The sequence below is a fragment of the Pantoea sp. Taur genome (assembly GCF_009830025.1).
Classification (GTDB): Bacteria; Pseudomonadota; Gammaproteobacteria; order Enterobacterales; family Enterobacteriaceae; genus Pantoea; species Pantoea communis.
On the sequence record NZ_SZZZ01000015.1, the window covers coordinates 89,690 to 109,071 of the forward strand.

17 protein-coding genes are annotated in these 19,382 nt (G+C 53.0%); 11 read left to right on the forward strand and 6 right to left on the reverse strand.

Features of this window, described 5'->3' with window-relative positions:
* The first annotated feature begins 20 nt into the window (after positions 1-20).
* Positions 21-149: a hypothetical protein gene (locus FD744_RS25850; RefSeq protein WP_255492455.1), complete on the forward strand. Its 129-nt coding sequence runs from the start codon at positions 21-23 to the stop codon at positions 147-149.
* On the opposite strand, the gene ssuB is transcribed toward FD744_RS25850, so the two are convergent.
* From ssuB to ssuE, 5 genes are read right to left on the reverse strand one after another with little or no spacing between them, the layout of a single operon-like run.
* Positions 146-937, reverse strand: a complete 792-nt coding sequence (gene ssuB, locus FD744_RS18800) for an aliphatic sulfonates ABC transporter ATP-binding protein (protein WP_160868959.1) — start codon at positions 935-937, stop codon at positions 146-148. The genes FD744_RS25850 and ssuB overlap by 4 nt on opposite strands.
* Positions 934-1,722, reverse strand: a complete 789-nt coding sequence (gene ssuC, locus FD744_RS18805) for an aliphatic sulfonate ABC transporter permease SsuC (RefSeq protein ID WP_160868960.1) — start codon at positions 1,720-1,722, stop codon at positions 934-936. Before ssuC ends, ssuB begins: the two co-directional genes overlap by 4 nt.
* A gap of 10 nt (positions 1,723-1,732) precedes the next feature.
* Positions 1,733-2,878 carry an FMNH2-dependent alkanesulfonate monooxygenase gene (ssuD, locus tag FD744_RS18810; protein WP_034820486.1) on the reverse strand — a complete coding sequence of 382 codons (1,146 nt, stop codon included), beginning with the start codon at positions 2,876-2,878 and terminating at the stop codon, positions 1,733-1,735.
* A gap of 11 nt (positions 2,879-2,889) precedes the next feature.
* The gene (locus FD744_RS18815) at positions 2,890-3,849 is read right to left on the reverse strand and encodes a sulfonate ABC transporter substrate-binding protein (protein WP_160868961.1); all 960 of its coding nucleotides are present in this window, start codon (positions 3,847-3,849) and stop codon (positions 2,890-2,892) included.
* 10 nt (positions 3,850-3,859) lie between these two features.
* Complete coding sequence (gene ssuE / locus FD744_RS18820; RefSeq protein WP_097119308.1) at positions 3,860-4,411, reverse strand: NADPH-dependent FMN reductase; 552 nt, start codon at positions 4,409-4,411, stop codon at positions 3,860-3,862.
* A gap of 743 nt (positions 4,412-5,154) precedes the next feature.
* Between ssuE and FD744_RS18825 the strand changes: the two genes are divergently transcribed.
* The 5 genes from FD744_RS18825 (at position 5,155) to FD744_RS18845 (ending at position 10,398) form a co-directional block, all read left to right on the forward strand.
* Positions 5,155-5,961, forward strand: a complete 807-nt coding sequence (locus FD744_RS18825) for a hypothetical protein (protein ID WP_160868962.1) — start codon at positions 5,155-5,157, stop codon at positions 5,959-5,961.
* A 95-nt stretch (positions 5,962-6,056) separates the two neighbouring features.
* Positions 6,057-7,574, forward strand: a complete 1,518-nt coding sequence (locus FD744_RS18830) for a lipopolysaccharide biosynthesis protein (RefSeq protein ID WP_160868963.1) — start codon at positions 6,057-6,059, stop codon at positions 7,572-7,574.
* Between the two features lie 2 nt (positions 7,575-7,576).
* A complete protein-coding gene (locus FD744_RS18835) occupies positions 7,577-8,578 on the forward strand; it encodes a glycosyltransferase (RefSeq protein WP_237449420.1) in 1,002 nt (333 codons plus the stop codon).
* Between the two features lie 117 nt (positions 8,579-8,695).
* Positions 8,696-9,706: a quinone-dependent dihydroorotate dehydrogenase gene (pyrD, locus tag FD744_RS18840; protein WP_034820474.1), complete on the forward strand. Its 1,011-nt coding sequence runs from the start codon at positions 8,696-8,698 to the stop codon at positions 9,704-9,706.
* A gap of 149 nt (positions 9,707-9,855) precedes the next feature.
* A complete protein-coding gene (locus tag FD744_RS18845; protein WP_160868965.1) occupies positions 9,856-10,398 on the forward strand; it encodes a cell division protein ZapC in 543 nt (180 codons plus the stop codon).
* 4 nt (positions 10,399-10,402) lie between these two features.
* On the opposite strand, the gene FD744_RS18850 is transcribed toward FD744_RS18845, so the two are convergent.
* On the reverse strand, positions 10,403-11,512 hold the full coding sequence (locus FD744_RS18850) for a YcbX family protein (protein ID WP_160868966.1): 1,110 nt from the start codon (positions 11,510-11,512) through the stop codon (positions 10,403-10,405).
* A gap of 97 nt (positions 11,513-11,609) precedes the next feature.
* Here FD744_RS18850 and rlmKL point away from each other — a divergent pair, with 97 nt between their 5' ends.
* From rlmKL to pqiC, 5 genes are read left to right on the forward strand one after another with little or no spacing between them, the layout of a single operon-like run.
* The gene (gene rlmKL / locus FD744_RS18855; protein WP_160868967.1) at positions 11,610-13,727 is read left to right on the forward strand and encodes a bifunctional 23S rRNA (guanine(2069)-N(7))-methyltransferase RlmK/23S rRNA (guanine(2445)-N(2))-methyltransferase RlmL; all 2,118 of its coding nucleotides are present in this window, start codon (positions 11,610-11,612) and stop codon (positions 13,725-13,727) included.
* Positions 13,728-13,732: 5 nt separating this feature from the next.
* Positions 13,733-15,646 carry an ABC transporter ATP-binding protein gene (locus FD744_RS18860; protein ID WP_160868968.1) on the forward strand — a complete coding sequence of 638 codons (1,914 nt, stop codon included), beginning with the start codon at positions 13,733-13,735 and terminating at the stop codon, positions 15,644-15,646.
* A 16-nt stretch (positions 15,647-15,662) separates the two neighbouring features.
* Positions 15,663-16,946 carry a membrane integrity-associated transporter subunit PqiA gene (gene pqiA, locus FD744_RS18865; RefSeq protein WP_160868969.1) on the forward strand — a complete coding sequence of 428 codons (1,284 nt, stop codon included), beginning with the start codon at positions 15,663-15,665 and terminating at the stop codon, positions 16,944-16,946.
* Positions 16,918-18,561 carry an intermembrane transport protein PqiB gene (gene pqiB / locus FD744_RS18870; protein ID WP_160868970.1) on the forward strand — a complete coding sequence of 548 codons (1,644 nt, stop codon included), beginning with the start codon at positions 16,918-16,920 and terminating at the stop codon, positions 18,559-18,561. The genes pqiA and pqiB overlap by 29 nt, the downstream gene beginning before the upstream one ends.
* Positions 18,558-19,124 carry a membrane integrity-associated transporter subunit PqiC gene (pqiC, locus tag FD744_RS18875; protein WP_160868971.1) on the forward strand — a complete coding sequence of 189 codons (567 nt, stop codon included), beginning with the start codon at positions 18,558-18,560 and terminating at the stop codon, positions 19,122-19,124. Before pqiB ends, pqiC begins: the two co-directional genes overlap by 4 nt.
* Positions 19,125-19,382: the final 258 nt, after the last annotated feature.

The following is a 19,382-nucleotide window of genomic DNA, read 5'->3' on the forward strand; positions in this document are numbered from 1 at the left end:
AAGGTAAAAGCCGCATCACGATGATGCGGCTTTTTTTGCTGAACTCGCTGCCACTTCCTCTGGTTGCGTGGAGTAACAGTGGCAATATCCCGCTCGACTTCGACTTCGACTTCGACTTCGAATTCGACTTCGACTTCGACTTCGACTAACGCTGCTGGGCGAATTTCAGCGGCTGATCTGCCGGACTGCGCTTCATCACACGATCCAGCACTTCTGCTTCCAGTTCCGCCAGTCGCGCCGATCCACGTCGACGTGGTCGCGCGAGGTCCACGGTTAAATCCAGCCCAATCTGCCCCTCTTCGATCAGCAATACGCGATCGGCCATCGCCACGGCTTCACTGACATCATGGGTGACCAGCAACACCGTGAAGTTATGTTGTTGCCATAGCGATTCAATCAACCCCTGCATCTCAATACGCGTCAGTGCATCCAGCGCTCCGAGGGGTTCATCCAGCAGCAATAAACCGGGTCGATGAATCAACGCGCGAGCCAGCGCCACGCGCTGTTTTTGCCCACCCGATAGTGCCGCTGGCCACTCGTTAGCGCGATCGGCTAAACCCACCGCCTCCAGAGCTTCCAGTGCGGCAGCCCGCCATTCACGCCCCTTTAAACCCAGACCCACATTATCGATAACTTTCTTCCACGGCAGCAGACGTGCATCCTGGAACATGAGACGCGTGTCTTCGCGCGCTTGCGCTAACGGCGCAGTGCCTGCCAGCAGCTCACCGCGCGAAGTGGATTCCAGTCCCGCCAGCAGGCGCAGCAGGGTGCTTTTACCGCATCCGCTGCGGCCCACTACCGCAACAAACTGCCCTGCCGGGACATGCAGATTGATGTTGTTGAGGATGGTGCGATCACCATATTGCTTGCTGACGCCGTTAACGCCAACCGGGGTGCCGCTGTTCAGACGCGACGGGCTTAAAGTTGCGTTGCTCATGCGTTCTCCTTCAATTGATAAGCCGGATGCCAGCGCAGCCATACGCGCTCCAGCAGTTGAGCGGCGACATCGGCCAGTTTGCCGAGCAGGGCATAGAGAATGATGGCAACCACCACCACATCGGTTTGCAGAAACTCACGTGCGTTCATCGCCAGATAGCCAATGCCAGAGTTGGCCGAGATAGTTTCAGCCACAATCAGCGTCAGCCACATCAGACCCAGCGCAAAGCGCACGCCGACCATGATCGAGGGCAGCGCACCTGGCAGAATCACCTGAATAAACAGACTCCAGCCAGACAGGCCATAGCTTCGCGCCATCTCCACCAATCCACGGTCAATATTGCGGATGCCGTGATAGGTGTTGAGGTAAATTGGGAATAAGGTGCCGAGTGCTACCAGGAAAATCTTGGCTGACTCATCGATGCCAAACCAAAGAATCACCAGCGGGATTAATGCCAGGTGCGGCACATTGCGCAGCATCTGCACAGAGGTATCCAGCAAACGTTCGCCCACGCGTGAGGTGCCGGTGATCAAGCCAAGCACCAAACCGATCGAGCCGCCAATGGCAAAGCCGATCGCCGCACGCCAGCCACTGATGGCGAGGTTTCGCCACAGTTCACCACTCACCGTCAGCTTCCAGAACGTAATAATGATGTTTTCCGGTGATGGCAGAATACGTGTTGAGAGCCAGCCCACCTGAGAGGCAAGCTGCCACACCGCAACCAGCAGCACCGGTAAAGCCCAGGGCAGTAGGGCATTACTCAGCTGTTTTTGAAACTTTGCCATCCTGAACTCCTTAGCTCTGAGACACTTTCTGCGGGGTGAAATCATTGGCTACCGCTTCACCGTGCGCTTGCACCACACGAGGTTTCGGCACTTCTGGGATGGCCAAATCAAGGTGTGGGAACAGTAGCTCACCGACACGATAGGCTTCTTCAAGATGCGGATAGCCTGAGAGAATAAAGGTCTCGATGCCGAGGTCGCTGTACTCCTGCATACGTGCAGCCACGGTTGGGCCATCGCCCACCAGCGCAGTACCGGCACCGCCACGCACCAAACCCACGCCTGCCCATAGGTTCGGGCTGATCTCCAGCTTGTCACGGCGGCCACCATGCAGCGCAGCCATGCGCTGTTGTCCGACAGAATCGGTACGGGCAAAGGCCGCCTGCGCTTTGGCAATAGTGGCATCGTCGAGATGAGCAATCAGGCGATCCGCTGCCTGCCAGGCTTCTTCATTGGTTTCACGCACGATGACGTGCAGACGAATGCCAAAGCGCACTTTACGGCCCTGTGCCGCCGCTTTGGCACGCACTTGATCAATTTTCTCTTTGACTAATGCCGGAGGCTCGCCCCAGGTGAGATAAACATCGACCTGCTCAGCGGCGAGATCCTGCGCGGCATCGGATGAACCGCCAAACCACAGCGGTGGACGTGGCTGTTGTACCGGTTTAAACATCAGGCGTGCACCGCGCACTTTGACGTGTTTACCCTCGTAATCCACGGTTTCACCTTCTGAAACGCGACGCCATACGCGGGTGAACTCCGCTGATTCTTCATAACGCTCCCGATGATCGAGGAACACGCCGTCCCCCGCCAGCTCTTCAGGGTCGCCGCCTGTGACCAGGTTAAACAGCGCGCGCCCGTTGGACAGACGATCAAGCGTCGCGGCCTGGCGCGCTGCCTGCGTCGGTGAAATCACGCCCGGACGCAGCGCCACCAGAAAGCGCAAACGTTGCGTCACCGGAATCAGTGACGCGGCCACCAGCCAGGCATCTTCGCAGGAGCGGCCGGTGGGGATCAGCACGCCGCCAAAGCCAAGGCGATCGGCGGCCTGAGCAATCTGCTGCAGATAACCGTGATCGACAGGACGCGAACCTTCGGCGGTGCCAAGATAGTGCCCATCACCGTGGGTGGGGAGAAACCAAAATACGGATATGCTCATGATTCAATTCCTTATGGCTGGGCGGACTGCGGATGCCAGATGCGGTCAGTGATGTTCACTTTTACCGGCATCAAATGATTGGCATAAAACAGGTCGGCCGTTTGCTGTTGGGCCTGCGCAGTGTGTGCGCTGACCGGCGTAATCGTGGTGGGTGGACGATGGTCGAGATAGCTGGCAATCACCGGCTTGGGTAAGCCCATCGCTTGTGCCAGCAGATCAATACTTTGCTCGCGTTGGCTGCGGGTGAGCGCGTCAGCATCGCTGAAGGTTTGCAGCACTTGCTGGATAAATGGACCATTGGCTTCGGCATATTTGCGTGTGGCTAAATAGAAGGAACCGGTCTGGTTGAGCTTGCTGCCATCAGCCAGTACGCGCACGTTGCCTTGCAGTAAGGCGGCAGAGTAGTAGGGATCCCAAATAGCCCAGGCATCGACATCGCCCTGCTGGAAAGCGGCTCGCGCATCGGCGGGGGTCAGATAGGTGGGCTGGATATCTTTAAAGCTCAGGCCAGCCTGCTCCAGCGCACGCAACAATAAGTTGTGTGAACTGGAGCCCTTCTGAAAGGCCACTTTATGACCTTTCAAATCGGCAACACGCTTAATCGGGCTGTCTTTGGGCACCAGAATCACCTCAGCCTGAGGTTTCGGTGGTTCGGAACCGACATACAGCAGATCCGCGCCTGCTGCCTGTGCAAACAGCGGTGGAATATCACCGGTGCTGCCTAAATCAATGCTATCGACATTCAGCGCCTCCAGCATCTGCGGGCCCGCGGGAAATTCAATCCATTTGATCTGTGTATGGGGAAAACGCTGTTCCAGCATCTGGTGAGATTTCGCTAACACCATGCTCACCGACCCTTTTTGATAACCCACACGCAATTGCGCCGGGGCATCAGCGGCAACGACGTTGGCACTCAGGGCAAATAGCGCAGCAAAGGCTGGCAGCAGTAAACCCGTAAACATCCTTTTCATGATTCTTCCTTTATACCGCTTGAGCGTAAGGTTGATGGCGACGATGCAGTGCATGCCAGAAGGTGTCGAGCGCATCATCAATGCGATCGGCCAGTTGTTGATCCAGCTCTGGCTGGCGGTCGTAATTCACTATTTGCGTATCGGTGGCAAACACCCCATGCAGCACTTCCTGGGCTTTCAGCGCATTCAATACCGGCTTGAGCGCGTAATCCACGGCCAGTAAATGGGATGCACTACCGCCGCTGGCCAATGGCAACACCACTTTGTGTTCCAGGGCACGTTCTGGTAGTAAATCAAGCAGGGTTTTCAGCGCACCCGAAAATGAAGCTTTATAAATAGGGGTGGCAACAATCAGTCCGTCCGCCAGCGCCAGGTCGGCTTTCAACGCGTTGAGGGCTGGGGAGTCAAAGCGCGCATAGAGCAGATCGTCCGCCTGAAAGTTGTGAATATTCCAGGGAATGACTTCAACACCGCGTGCTTCCAACGCGTGTTGGCAGAGGCTGAGCAGTGCAGTAGAGCGCGATGGGAAGCGAGGGCTGCCCGCCAGCGTAATAACTCGCATGGTCACTCCTTATAACTGAAAGTTATTGATTATCTGAAATTGAGAACTGATACGTTCAATACTGGCAGAGCGCGTGCGCGGGTATAAATGATTTATCTGGCAAACTTAAGCCGAAATATGGGATAGGCGGGAGAGAGATATTTATGAGAATGGCATGCCGTGTTCTGGGCTAAGGATATTCTGAAAACTCAGTGAGGTGAATGCTTCTCACTTAAGCACGGGCGTGAGTATCACTCAGGGGAATGATTAATTTGGATGAAGTTTCTTATTAATAGAGTGTTTGAGAGAGAAAATGAAGGATGAATGAATCTTTCAAACGATAAAAGAATATTTTTCTTTTACGAATGAAAGAGTAGTGGGGGAGTGAACAGACCGAAGTGTTTTTTTTGAGCGGTAAGTCATTTCAGGAGGGGTGTTTCACTCTGGTAAATAATGGATTAATTCGTGATTAAGTGTTTCCAAAAGCGTGCAAACATTAAAAACAAGGCATGCCTTACTCCTGTTCTGGCTAAAAATCGTTATCTTTATTCTCGATGCTTTAGCCCTGGTGCAGAAAGTTTTAACAATTAAGATTAGGGTGACGTCTGGAAGGCCGATAAAAAATGAATTCTCTGCCCTTAGCCTGTTTATAATCTGTTGAGATTAATTGCGCTAAAAATCTTCATCAGCTTGTCTGTTATTTTTTACTTGAGCATTTCATTGGGAAAGGTTCAGGTTTTCATCTTTTATTGGGGATATAAAATATGGAACGCTTTTCTCCGGATCACGATGTGTCTGGCCCAGCGATGAACGCAGGGCATGAAGATCGACTGCTATCAGATTTAACCCTTCGCTGCTATGAGCTCCAATCGGTTATCACCTCTCAACGCTTTAATTTGGTCAATACAGACCCTGACAGGATTGCAGGTTTGAATGAGGATGACTTCTTACTGTTTGCACCCGCTGGCTTTACGCCTGCAGACGCACTGTTGCTGGAGGTCGCTAAATGCAACGATCAGCGTCCTGAGTTGAACTGTTTTATCCAACCTCTGTCCCCTCAGCACACCCTTAAGACGGGATTGCAGTCTTCATTACAACTCTTTCAGCAGTTACAGACCGGGCAGCATTGGTGTCAACATTACCTCGTCATCCTGCGTGTTGCGCTTGTTTACGCCGCAACACCTTTGAATCGCATGCGGGATGTGATGCTTGCCGGGTTGATTAATACGGAGTCCGTCTGGGTACTGGATACCTTAAATAGCGCCAGTGACGAAAAAGAGTGTGCCACGTTAAGCTATCAACAGTTTATGCAAGAGTATGAAAAATTGACCCGAATGACGCATTATCTGCCTGAAAGGAATGCTTATCGGCAAAGTTATTTAAGGGGCGGATTATTGAACCTGATTCAGCAGGATTTAAATCACACAGACAAGCTCTCTGATAATGTGCGGCACGCCATTCACTATTTTTCAGAGCAGTTTCCTGCACAGGGGGTCATGGAAAAACTCATGTTGAAACAACCAGACATCTATTTCAATCTGATGAAAGTCAGAAAAACCTCTGTTGTATGAGACCAACGTTGGTTTTAAGAATTAGTCCCGTGTGCGCCGAGCTTTTTTTATGCCACGCTAATTCTCCTTGAGAAAAACCTGACACCAAAACACTTATGTCGATTAAACGTAACGCGATTGCCAACTATGTTGGCCAAATCTATCTGACGCTGTCAGGTATTTTGGTGGTACCACTTTATATTCAACATTTAGGAATGGAAGCTTACGGTCTGGTCGGCTTCTTTTCTATTTTATTGACGTGGTTACAACTGCTGGATGCCGGGGTTTCTACTACCTTGATGCGTGAAGCTGCGCGCTATCGTGCCAATCAAGCCGAATTTGTCTGGTTCCCGGCGCTGTTTGCCACCTTGACGCGATTCTTTCTGATTTCAACGCTGATCCTTGTGTTACTGGGTTGGCTTGCCACGCCGTGGATTGCCGCTCATTGGCTCAATGCGCAACATCTGCCAGCCAGGGATGTGGTGATTGCGGTTGGCATTATGGTCATTACCGCGGCCATACGCTGGCGTACCAGCCCGTATCGTAGCGTGATTGTCGGATTTGAACATCAGGTCTGGCTAAATGGCGTTAACCTGATCATCACCACTTTGCGTACTTTTGGTGCCGTGGTGGTGATTCAGTTTTTCCCTAACCCTTTGCTGACCTTCTTTATCTGGCAATTGCTGGTATCGATTGCCGAAGCGGCATGCTGTATCTACAAATCCTGCCAACTGGTCCCACGTTCCGCGCGCAAAGAGAAGCGTGATGACCTGAAAGGAGTATTGCGGCCCTTTATTCGTTTTGCGCTCAGCGCGGCCTACTCCAGTGCGGTCTGGACCTTTATTTCACAGATTGACCGACTGGTCCTGTCCAAAACCCTGCCGCTGAGCCAATACGGTTCGTTTACCGTGGTGGCGACTGCGGCTACCGGCATTCTGCTGCTCAGCAGCCCGATCATGCAGGCGATTGTGCCGCGCATGACCGGCATGAAAACCCGTAATGAAGGCGATGCGGAAGCGCTCAAACTCTATCGCTATACCACTCAGGCCGTCGCGATATTTATGGCGCCGCTCAGTATGACCATTGCCTGCTATGCCGGACCGCTGCTTTGGGCCTGGACACAGAAAACCCAGATTGTTGATGAGATGTCATTTGTGCTCAGCCTTTACGCGCTGGGCAGCGGCATTCAGGCCATCTGTGGCCTGCTTTATCACCTGCAATACATCAACGGCAATCTCAAATTGCATATGCAAGGCTTCAGCGTGTTCGCATTGATTTTGGTACCGCTCAACATCTGGTGCGCGATGCATTTTGGCGCGCTGGGTACCGGATGGTTGTGGCTGGGGCAAAACATCTTCTATTTAGTGGGTTGGGCATGGCTGGTACACCGCCGTTTCGCGCCCGGTCTGCATTTCACCTGGCTCACGCGTGATGTGATGTTGATTTGGGCGGCATCCGCGCTGATGGCCTGGTTAAGCACCTTCTTGCCTATCGACTGGAATCAAAACCGTTGGATCAACCTGCTGTGGTTAGGCCTGATTGGCGCAATCAATCTTGGTGTGTGCTGTTTGCTGCATAGCCTGGTGCTAAAGCGTCTGCGCTTGCCGTTATTCAATGTTGAGGAGAGAGGATGAGAATGTTGACATCTCGCCGCGTGCCGACCGTTTCTGTCATCGTGCCAAACTGGAACTGTGCCACGTGGCTGCCAGAAGCGATGGGTTCGTTGTTACGTCAATCATCACCGCCCGATGAGATCATTATCATTGATGACGGTTCCAGTGATAGCAGTGTTGCCTGGCTCACCGCTTTCGCTGCTGCGCATCCGCAGGTCACACTGCTGAGCGGTGAACGCGGCGGCGTCAGCGCGGCGCGTATGAAAGGACTCGCCGCAGCCACCGGTGATTTTGTCTATTTCATGGATGCGGATGATTTCGTTTCGACTGAACTGTTTGCTGATTTTCGACGGGTACAGGCCAGGCATCAGGAGATTGATCTGTTCTGTTTTGGCGCGAAGATGTTTCTTGATCTGCCTGTGGCGCAGCGCCAGTATCAACGTATTCATCAACGTCATGTCAGTGGTTTATTGCCCGGGGGCAGGGCAAGTCTGCACATTTTGCTGCAACACCAGTCGGCACATCGCGTGGTGTGGAGCTCGATCATGTCGCGACGTTTAATCGATCAGCTGGCGTTGCAGTTCCTTCCCATTCAGAACCACGAAGATGCGCCCTGGATGTTTGCGCTCTATATGGCCGCGCGTCAAATCTACTGCACCAGCCAAAGCTACTATTACAAGCGCTTCATGCTCAGTTCATTGTCACAGAGCACGCGTGACTTTTCGTGGGTAAAAAATTACTTCATTGCGCGACAAAGCAGCGAGCAGTTTTTACGCGACCAGCAGCAACCCGTTGATGAGTTGCTGTTGGATGATTACTACCAGACGGTGATGAAGGGCTGTCTCGCGCAAATCCGTAAAAATCACATGACCGTGCCCAATGAATGGCAGGCTCCGGTGAATCAAGTGGTAAGTAAGATGCTGCAACAGGATGCGCGCCTGAAGCTGCTGTGGTATTGCCCGTCGATTTACCTCGGATTGCAAAATGTTCGTGAACAGGTCGGGCGCTATTCTGCACGTCGCTGACCGTGATCAATTCTCCCGCTGCTGATTAAATTTACTTTTGCGCCAGAGGCCTTTACCATTCTGGCGCACAAATTTCCGTGCACCCGACTTCTTCGCTTCCGCCATTCAGGAGAGTGCATGTTATATCCTATCGTCCGGCCGGCGCTGTTTAAGCTCGATCCAGAGCGTGCGCACGAACTCACCTTTCAACAATTACGTTTTATCAGCGGAACGCCGCTGGAAGGACTGATTCGCCAGTCGCTGCCGTCACGCCCGGTGACCTGCATGGGATTGACTTTCCCTAACGCGCTGGGGCTTGCTGCAGGCCTCGATAAAAACGCAGAGTGCATTGATGCCTTTGGTGCGATGGGTTTCGGCTTCGTGGAAGTCGGGACGGTGACGCCACGTCCACAGCCTGGCAATGATAAGCCGCGCATGTTCCGTCTGGTGGAAGCGGAAGGGATTATTAATCGCATGGGCTTTAATAATCACGGCGTCGATCACTTAGTCGAGAACGTTAAAAAAGCGCGTTTCAAAGGTGTCCTCGGTATCAATATTGGCAAAAATAAAGATACGCCAGTGGAGCAAGGCAAAGACGATTATCTGATCTGCATGGAAAAGGTGTATGCCCATGCCGGTTATATCGCCATCAATATTTCATCGCCAAACACACCTGGATTACGCACGCTGCAATATGGCGAAGCGCTGGACGATCTGCTTTCGGCGATCAAATTAAAACAAAAAGAGCTGCAGGAACGGCACCTTAAATATGTGCCGGTGGCGGTGAAGATCGCGCCGGATCTTTCTGAAGAAGAATTGATCCAGGTTGCCGACAGTTTGGTGCGCCATGAAATTGACGGTGTCATTGCCACGAATACCACGCTCGATCGTGCTTTAGTTGCTGGACTTAAATATGCCGATGAGATGGGTGGATTAAGTGGCCGTCCGGTACAGTCACGCAGCACTGAAGTGATTCGCCGCTTGTCGCAAGAGCTGCAAGGTCGCTTACCTATTATTGGCGTCGGTGGTATTGATTCACTGGTTTCCGCTCGTGAAAAAATGGCCGCAGGGGCCACATTGGTGCAGATATACTCTGGCTTTATTTATAAAGGCCCAGGTTTAATTAAAGATATCGTGACCCATCTCTAAGACATTTCCCACTTTCCCGCGCCGGGGGGTTTATTTATCCCTTCGGCTCGTTTATATTTTGTCCTGCTGATGTTTTTTTCAGCTTTTCCTTAGAGCTTTATTTTTTCATTGAGCGCCATTTAGCGCAGCGATTAACCACAGGGCACATCATGAAAATCAAACCTGATGATAACTGGCGTTGGTATTTTGACGCAGAGCACGATCGTATGATGCTGGATTTAGCCGATGGCATGCTATTTCGTTCGCGCTTCTCGCGTAAAATGCTGACACCGGATGCCTTTAATGTCAGTGGTTTTTGTGTCGATGACGCTGCCCTGTATTTTACGTTTGAAGAGCGCTGCCGACAGAGTGGATTAAAAGGCGATCAGCGCGCTGAATTAGTCTTAAACGCATTAGTCGCGAGTCGTTTTTTAAAACCGCTGATGCCAAAAAGCTGGCATTTCACCAGCCATGCCCAGAGCTGGCAACCCGCATCAGGCGATATGGTAGCCGTGACGCTGGCCGATAGCGGCGAACAGGCGCAATTGCTGGTGGTCGAGAGTGGCGAAAATGCGGCGTTGTGCCTGCTGGCGCAAAATACATTATCGGTAGCCGGTAAAGGTATGCAGTTAGGCGATGCCATTAAGATCATGAACGATCGTTTGCGGCCGCATCAGCAGGAACAAAACGCCCACTTTGCGCGGGCGGTTTAAGCGTTTAAGCCAGAACAATATCGCCTGCTGGAATACAGCTACAACTGAGAATCGTTCCGTCTGCGCGCACTGCGCTCTGTTTCAGCGCTTTCACTTCGCCCGATACCAGCGTCACCTTGCAGCTACCACATATCCCGGCACGGCACGAGTAGGGAATGCGAAAGCCCTGCATCTCTAGTTGTTCCAGCAGCACTTGCTGGTTGTCGCCGGTAAATTCACTGCCCTGATAGCCAATGATCACTTCTGCCTGTTGGCTGGCAGCCGGTTTGAGAGTTTCCACCACCACGCCCGCTCCGTAAGCTCGCGGTGTCTGACGAGCCAAAACCGTCAGCTCATCGCCGACGCGGATCACGCCGCTGTTACGGGCGATAAGATTCAGACCGAAATCGATATCTCCGCTGCCGTCCTGACCGCTGCGGAAACGTTGTAATGTGGCCAGGGGTTCACCTTCGGGATGTTTGCGCCCGCTTTCGGTACCCACGGTGGTGAATACACAGCGGCTGCAGGGTTTGGGCATATCAAAAACAATCTCGCCGATTTTAACCTGTTTCCAGCTGTCTTCATCCCATGCGGCTGCGCCGCTGACCACCAGGTTAGGGCGGAATTGCTCAACGCGAACGCTGGCCGGGCAACGCTGCTGCAGATCCTGCAGTGACGACATATTCACCAGCAGGAAGGGAAAACCATCCGCGAAACTCAGCGATACCTCATCAAATTTTTTCACCCGTCGCGTGGGAGCCACACCGGTCCAGCGCAATTGCACCGGACGCGGAAAGAATTCACTCAGCCAATCATTGATTTCAGCGGGCGCAATATGCGAGGTGAAATGATTCCCCCAAACTTCAGTGGGTGACAATTGTGCCGTGAAATCGCTGAAGCGAATTAACGCCTGGCTGCCATCCGGGGCATTTAAAAATAAGCCATCGGGTAACAGCGCAGGAGTAAAACGCACCATGTCCGGATACTGTCGCGCAGTAATAAAAGTGCCGTCCAGTTCGGTCACCATGAAGATGCGATCAAACGCCAGACCACTCTCCAGCACCTGTGCATGAGACAGTTGCAAACCGCGCATCGATTTGACCGGATGAATATAGAGGCGAGAAAGCGTAATCATCGAAACTCCAACAGGACAAAAAGAAGCTAACTTTATGACATAGGACGCTGATTCGCTATAATGCGCAACAATTTTAGCAAGAGTAAAAAGTGACGATATGAATTCTCTGTTTGCCAGTACGGCGCGTGGGCTCGAAGAGCTGTTAAAAACTGAGCTGGACGCGCTGGGTGCGCAGGATTTGCAGGTGGTGCAGGGCGGCGTCCACTTCCGTGCCGATGACCGTGTGATGTACCAAAGCCTGCTGTGGAGCCGACTGGCTTCGCGTATTTTGCTGCCGCTGGGAGAATTTGGCGTCTGGAGCGATCTCGACCTGTATGTGGGCGCGCAGAGCATTCCCTGGACCGAGATGTTCGACAGCAGCACCAGCTTTGCGATTCACTTTAGCGGCACCAATGAGGTGATCCGTAACAGCCAGTTCGGCGCGTTGCGTATTAAAGATGCGATTGTTGACAGCTTTACGCGTCAGAATCTGGAGCGTCCAAGCGTGGACCGTGAACAGCCTGGCATTCGCATTAATGCGTGGCTGAACAAAGATCGCGTGAGCATCGCACTGGATCTGAGCGGCGATGCGCTGCATCAGCGTGGCTATCGTCAGCAAACCGGCCAGGCACCGCTGAAAGAGACGCTGGCGGCCGCGATTGTGATGCGTTCTGGTTGGCAGAGCAGCACGCCATTGATCGATCCGATGTGCGGTTCTGGTACTTTACTGCTGGAAGCAGCGCTGATGGCTACCGATCGCGCACCGGGCTTGCTGCGTACTCATTGGGGTTTCAATCGCTGGAAAAACCATAATCAGGCGGTGTGGCAGGAAGTATTGGCTGAGGCGAAAGAGCGTGCCCGTGTGGGGACGGCGGCCACAACCGCGCGCTTCTTCGGTTACGACAATGACAGCCGCGTGCTGGAATCTGCGCGAGCCAATGCGCGTCGTGCTGGCGTGTTCGAGCTGTTCACTTTTGCCCAGCAGGATGTGATTAAGCTGAAGAACCCGCTGGCGGGCCAGGAGATCACCGGCACCGTGCTGAGCAACCCGCCTTACGGCGAACGTCTGGAAAGCGAACCCGCGTTGATTGCGTTGCACAGCCTGCTGGGACGCATTATGAAACAGCAGTTCGGCGGCTGGAATCTGTCTCTGTTTAGTGCGTCACCGGAATTGCTGAGCTGTTTGCAGCTGCGCGCCGATCGCCAGTTCAAAGCCAAAAATGGCCCACTGGAATGTGTGCAGAAAAACTATCAGCTGGCCGCAACCAGCGGTGAAGGTAGCGCGCAGATTGCAGAGGACTTCGCTAACCGTCTGCGTAAGAATCTGAAGAAGCTGGAGAAGTGGGCGAAGCAGTCCAACATTGAATGCTATCGCTTGTATGATGCCGACTTGCCAGAATACAACGTCGCGGTAGACCGCTACGGCGACTGGGTGGTGATTCAGGAGTATGCTCCACCCAAAACCGTGGATGCCAACAAAGCGCGTCAGCGTCTGTTTGATGTGATCAGCGCGACGCTGAGCGTGCTGGAGATTCCGGCCAATCGACTGGTGATGAAAACCCGTGAGCGTCAGAAGGGTAAAAATCAGTATCAGAAGCTGGGAGAAAAGGGTGACTTCTTCGAAGTACAGGAGTTTGACGCGCGTCTGCTGGTGAATCTGACCGATTATCTTGACACCGGTTTGTTCCTGGATCACCGTCTGGCCCGCCAAATGCTTGGCAAAATGAGCGCGGGTAAAGACTTCCTTAACCTGTTTGCCTACACCGGCACCGCCAGCGTGCACGCCGGGCTAGGCGGCGCGAAAACCACCACCACCGTGGATATGTCTCGCACTTATCTGGAATGGGCCGAGCGCAACCTGCGTCTTAACGGTCTGACCGGACGTCAGCATCGACTGATGCACGCCGATTGCCTGAGCTGGCTGCGTGACAGTGACGAACAATTTGATTTGATCTTCATCGATCCGCCGACTTTCTCGAATTCCAAACGAATGGAAGACGATTTTGACGTGCAGCGTGACCACATGATGCTGATGCAGAATCTGAAACGTCTGCTGCGTCGCGGTGGCACCATTATGTTCTCGAATAACAAGCGCGGTTTCAAAATGGACCTGGACGGTTTAGCCGCTCTGGGCTTACAGGCGCAGGAAATTACCCAAAAAACGTTGTCGCAAGATTTCGCACGCAACCGTCAAATTCACAACTGCTGGCTGGTTAGCCACGCCGGTAAGGAATAAGTTTTATGTCACTGATCAGTATCCATGGCGCTTACCTCTCATTCAGCGATGCGCCGCTGTTGGATAACACCGAACTGCACATCGAAGAGGGCGAACGCGTCTGTCTGGTGGGCCGTAACGGTGCCGGTAAATCCACATTAATGAAAATCATTAACGGCGAACAACCGCTGGATGATGGCCGCATTATTTACGAACAAGATTTAGTGGTGGCGCGCCTGCAACAGGACCCACCTCGCAACATTACCGGTTCAGTCTACGATTTTGTGGCGGAGGGCGTTGCGGAGCAGGCTGAGCATCTGAAAGCTTATCACGCGATTTCTCATCTGGTGATGGAAGATCCGAGCGAGAAAAACCTCAACGAAATGGGTCGTCTGCAAACCATTCTGGATCATCAGAATTTGTGGCAGCTCGATAGCCGTATCAATGACGTATTGCAGCAGATTGGTCTGGAAGCTGACACTGAGCTTTCCTCACTCTCCGGTGGTTGGCTGCGTAAAGCCGCGCTGGGCCGTGCGCTGGTGAGCAATCCACGCGTGCTGATGCTTGATGAACCGACTAACCACCTCGATATTGAAACTATCAACTGGCTGGAAACCTTCCTCAAGACCTTTACCGGCAGCATCGTGTTTATCTCGCACGACCGTTCGTTTATCCGCAATATGGCGACGCGTATTGTCGATCTCGACCGCGGTAAACTGGTTTCCTGGCCGGGCGATTACGATCAATTCCTGCTGGGTAAAGAAGAAGCACTGCGCGTCGAAGAGATGCAGAACGCGGAGTTTGACCGCAAGCTGGCGCAGGAAGAAGTCTGGATTCGCCAGGGCATCAAAGCGCGCCGTACCCGTAATGAAGGCCGCGTGCGCGCATTAAAAGCGCTGCGTCGTGAACGTTCAGAACGCCGTGATGTGATGGGCAAAGCCAACATGCAGGTCGGCGAAGCCGCTCGCTCAGGTAAGATTGTATTTGAGATGGAAAACGTCAATTACAGCGTGGATGGCAAAACGCTGGTGCGCGATTTCTCCACTCAGGTGCAGCGCGGCGATAAGATCGCCCTGATTGGCCCGAACGGCTGTGGTAAAACCACCTTACTGCGTCTGATGCTGGATGAGTTAAAAGCGGACAGTGGTCGCGTGCACTGCGGGACTAAGCTGGAGATCGCGTACTTCGACCAGCACCGTGCTGAACTGGATCCGGATCGTACCGTGATGGATAACCTCGCGGAAGGTAAGCAGGAAGTGATGGTGAACGGTAAGCCGCGCCATGTGCTGGGCTATCTGCAGGACTTCCTGTTCCATCCGAAGCGTGCGATGACGCCAGTGCGTGCGTTATCCGGTGGTGAGCGTAACCGCCTGCTGTTAGCGCGTTTGTTCCTGAAACCCAGCAACCTGTTGATTCTCGATGAACCGACCAACGACCTCGACGTCGAAACGCTGGAGCTGCTGGAAGAGCTGGTGGATGGTTATCAGGGCACCGTGATGCTGGTGAGCCACGATCGTCAATTCGTCGATAACACCGTGACCGAATGCTGGATCTTTGAAGGCAACGGTGAGATTGGTGCCTTTGTCGGCGGCTATCACGATGCGCAGTTGCAGCGTAGCGCCTATAAGCAAACCAAGTCCGCTACGGTGAAAACCGCATCCGCTGCGCCCAAAGCGGCAGAGAAAAATCAGGAGCCAAAACGTAGCGCGAACAAACTCAGCTATAACCTGACGCGTGAACTGGAACAGCTGCCGCAAAAACTGGAGCAACTGGAAACACGTATCGGCGAACTGCAGGCGAAAATGAGCCATCCGGACTTTTTCAGCCAGCCGCACGACAAAACTCAACCGCTTCTGGATGCGTTAGCGCAGACGGAAAAAGAGCTGGAAGTGTCGTTTGAGCGCTGGGAAGAGTTGGAAGCGCTGAAAAACGGCGCGTAACACAGAGGAAGTCAGTATGTGTGCAACGGATCAGGCGCACCAGTGGATGCTCTGTCCACAGTGTGATTTAACCGTAAAATTGCCTGCCGTGCCGGTGGGCAGTCGTGCGCGCTGTCCACGTTGTCATACCACGCTGACCGCTAACTGGCATGAGCCGCGAAAACGTCCCACCGGGTACGCTTTCGCGGCACTGTTTATGCTGGTGCTGGCGAATCTATTTCCCTTTATCAATATGCATGTGGCCGGGCTGAGCAGCCAAATCTCGCTGCTCGAAATTCCCGCGGTGATGGATCGTGAAGATTACCGCAGCCTGGCGACACTGTTTCTGCTGTTTGTACAGGGGATTCCCGCATTCTGCATGATCACCATTCTGCTGTTGGTGAATCGCGTGCGTATGCCGCACAGTCTGCGCCTTGGGCTGGCGCGTATTTTATTCCAGCTGCGCAGTTGGGGCATGGCCGAAATCTTTATGGCGGGCGTGCTGGTGAGCTTTGTGAAACTGATGGCCTACGGCGAAATTGGCCTTGGCAGCAGTTTCTGGCCGTGGTGTCTATTCTGTGTATTACAGCTGCGCGCATTTCAGTGTGTAGATCGGCGATGGGTGTGGCAGTGCATGGGTCCACTCCCGGCATTGCCGATGGTGCCGCAAGCCGGAATCAGTGGGTTGAAGCAGGGATTGCGCAGTTGCCCTTGCTGTACCGCTATCTTATCTGTCGGGCAGGCTGAGTGTCCCCGCTGTGGCGTGGTCGCTGCACCGCGACGTAAGCACAGCTTGCAATGGACGCTGGCACTTTTGATCACCTCGGTGATGCTCTACATTCCCTCAAACATCATGCCGATTATGGTCACCGAGACGCTTGGCTCGCAGTATCCCTCGAACATTATGGCCGGGGTGATTCTGCTGTGGAGCGATGGCTCCTGGCCAGTGGCGCTGGTGATCTTTATCGCCAGTATCATGGTGCCTTCACTCAAGATGCTGGCGATTGCCTGGCTTTGCTGGCACGCCAGTGGTCGTGGCCGGCGTGATGATGAGAAGATGCACGTGGTGTATGAGGTGGTGGAATTTGTTGGCCGCTGGTCAATGATTGATGTGTTTGTCATCGCTGTGTTATCCGCGTTGGTGCGGATGGGGCAGCTAATGAGTGTTTACCCTGCGCCAGGCGCGCTGCTGTTTGCCATGGTAGTGATTCTTACCATGTTTGCAGCGATGACGTTTGATCCGCGCCTGATTTGGGATCGATTACGGGAAACTGAACGAAAGGAGCCGCGTCTTGACGGACAACCATCACGGGACTGCTAAGGTCGACCAGATTAAACGCTGGTCACCGGTCTGGATCGTACCCATCGTCACGCTATTCATTGGTGGCTGGATCTTATTTTATCATTTCAGCCATCAGGGTCCGGAGGTGACGTTGATCACCGAAAGCGCTGAGGGTATAGAAGCCGGAAAAACCACCATTAAGAGCCGCAGTGTCAATGTTGGCGTAGTGGAAAGTGCAGTATTAACTGACGATCTGCACCATGTGGAGATCAAAGCACGCCTCAATTCCGGGATGGAAAAACTGTTGCATGGCGACAGCGTATTCTGGGTGGTGAAACCGCAAATCGGGCGCGAAGGGATTACCGGTCTCGGCACATTACTCTCGGGTGCCTATATTGAATTGCAGCCAGGTACGAAGGGCGATCAACCGGAGCGCTATCAACTGCTGGATGCGCCACCTCTGGCACCGCCGGATGCCAAAGGCATTCGCATCACACTCGACAGTAAAAAAGCCGGACAGCTTAATGCGGGCGATCCGGTGCTGTTCCGTGGCTATCGCGTGGGTACGGTGGAATCCAGCACCTTTGATACCGATAAACGCATGATGACCTATCAACTGTTCATCGCCGCTCCGTACGATCGTCTGATCACGACCAATGTCCGTTTCTGGAAAGACAGCGGTATCGCCGTCGATATGTCTGCCTCGGGCATGCGGGTGGAAATGGGTTCACTGACTACGCTGTTTAGCGGTGGCGTTAGTTTTGATGTGCCAGATGGCGCGGAGCTGGGGCAGATCGCCGAAAATAAAGCGGAATACCATCTGTTTGACGATCAGCGCAGCATCCAGGATTCGTTATATACCACCCACACCGATTTCCTGCTGTTCTTTACCGATTCGATTCGTGGCTTGCAGGTAGGCGCACCGGTTGAGTTCCGCGGCATTCGTCTGGGTACCGTCTCGCAAGTGCCTTACACCATTCCAGGTGTCAATCAGGCGTTGAATAACGATTATCGTGTTCCGATATTGATTCGTATCGAACCGGATCGCTTTATCAGCCGTCTGGGCGGAGATTTCAATCTTGAGCAGCATCTGCAGGATGGCAAGAAGCGGGGTCTGCGCGCTACGCTGAAAACCGGTAACCTCTTATCGGGTGCGCTGTATATCGATCTGGACTTCTATGACAACGCACCGGCGTATAAAGGTCCAAATGAGATTGCGGGCCTGGAGGTGATTCCAACGGTCAGTGGTGGATTAAGTCAGATTCAGCAGAAGCTCACAGCAGCGCTGGATAAGATCAACGGTCTGCCATTGAACCCGATGATCACCGAAGCGACAGGCACCCTGAAAGAGAGCCAGCGTACGATGCAGCAGCTGCAGAAAACGTTGGATAACCTCAATCACATTACTGCCAGCCCAGCGATGAAAACGCTGCCGGAAGATATGCAGCAGACCTTGCGCGAACTGAATCGCAGCATGAAAGGCTTGCAGCCGGGGTCACCGGCTTATAACAAACTGGTGGGTGACATGCAGCGACTTGATCAGGTGTTACGCGAGTTGCAGCCGGTGCTGAAAACGCTCAATACCAAGAGCAATGCACTGGTGTTTGAAGCCAAACCGGGCCAGGATTCCCAGCCAAAGAGGGCGAAACAGTGAAAAAAGGGCTGATTATTGTTGCGACGCTGCTCCTGGCAGGGTGTAGCAGCACCATCGAAAACACCTATTATCAACTGCCTGCGGGCAGCAATGTCGCGCGTGTAGACAGCGCATCCAGCGGCAACCAGCCAATGATTTGGGTCGAGCAGGTATCGGTTCCGGATTATATGGCAGGGAATGGTTTGGTGTATCAAACCAGCGATGTAAAGTATGTGATTGCTGCCAATAACTTGTGGGCCAGTCCGCTGGATCAACAACTACAACAGACATTGATCAGCAACCTCAGCAAAGCACTGCCGGGCCGAATTGTTGCCAGTGCTCCATTAGGTGAGAGCCACGATACTTTGACGGTAAATGTGACCGGTTTCCAGGGTCGCTATGATGGCCAGGTTGTGGTGAGCGGAGAATGGCTCCTGCAACATCAAGGGCGCTTAATCAAACATGGCTTTAATCTGACTCTGCCGCAAAATGAAGATGGCTATGATGCGCTGGTGCGTACTCTGGCTATCGGCTGGCAGCAAACAGCACAACAAATCGCAAAAAGTGTCATTTCGCTAAATTAAGATTTGTTCGATGCTTATGCTAAGTCCCTGATTTGCCGTTGTGTGACGGACATCAAATCAGGGGCTTTTTTTATCGTCTAATCAGCCAGATATACACGGAATTGACAATTATAGATGTCGTTTTAACGTCAAAATGATGACATTGGCGTGAATTTTGCGCATTGATCTTTCTTCTGCCAGGAGTTAGAACATTACTGTGGTTGAACATTATATCGCCACTCTTTCTTTCCACCCAGAATCCACCAGACCTGAAATGAG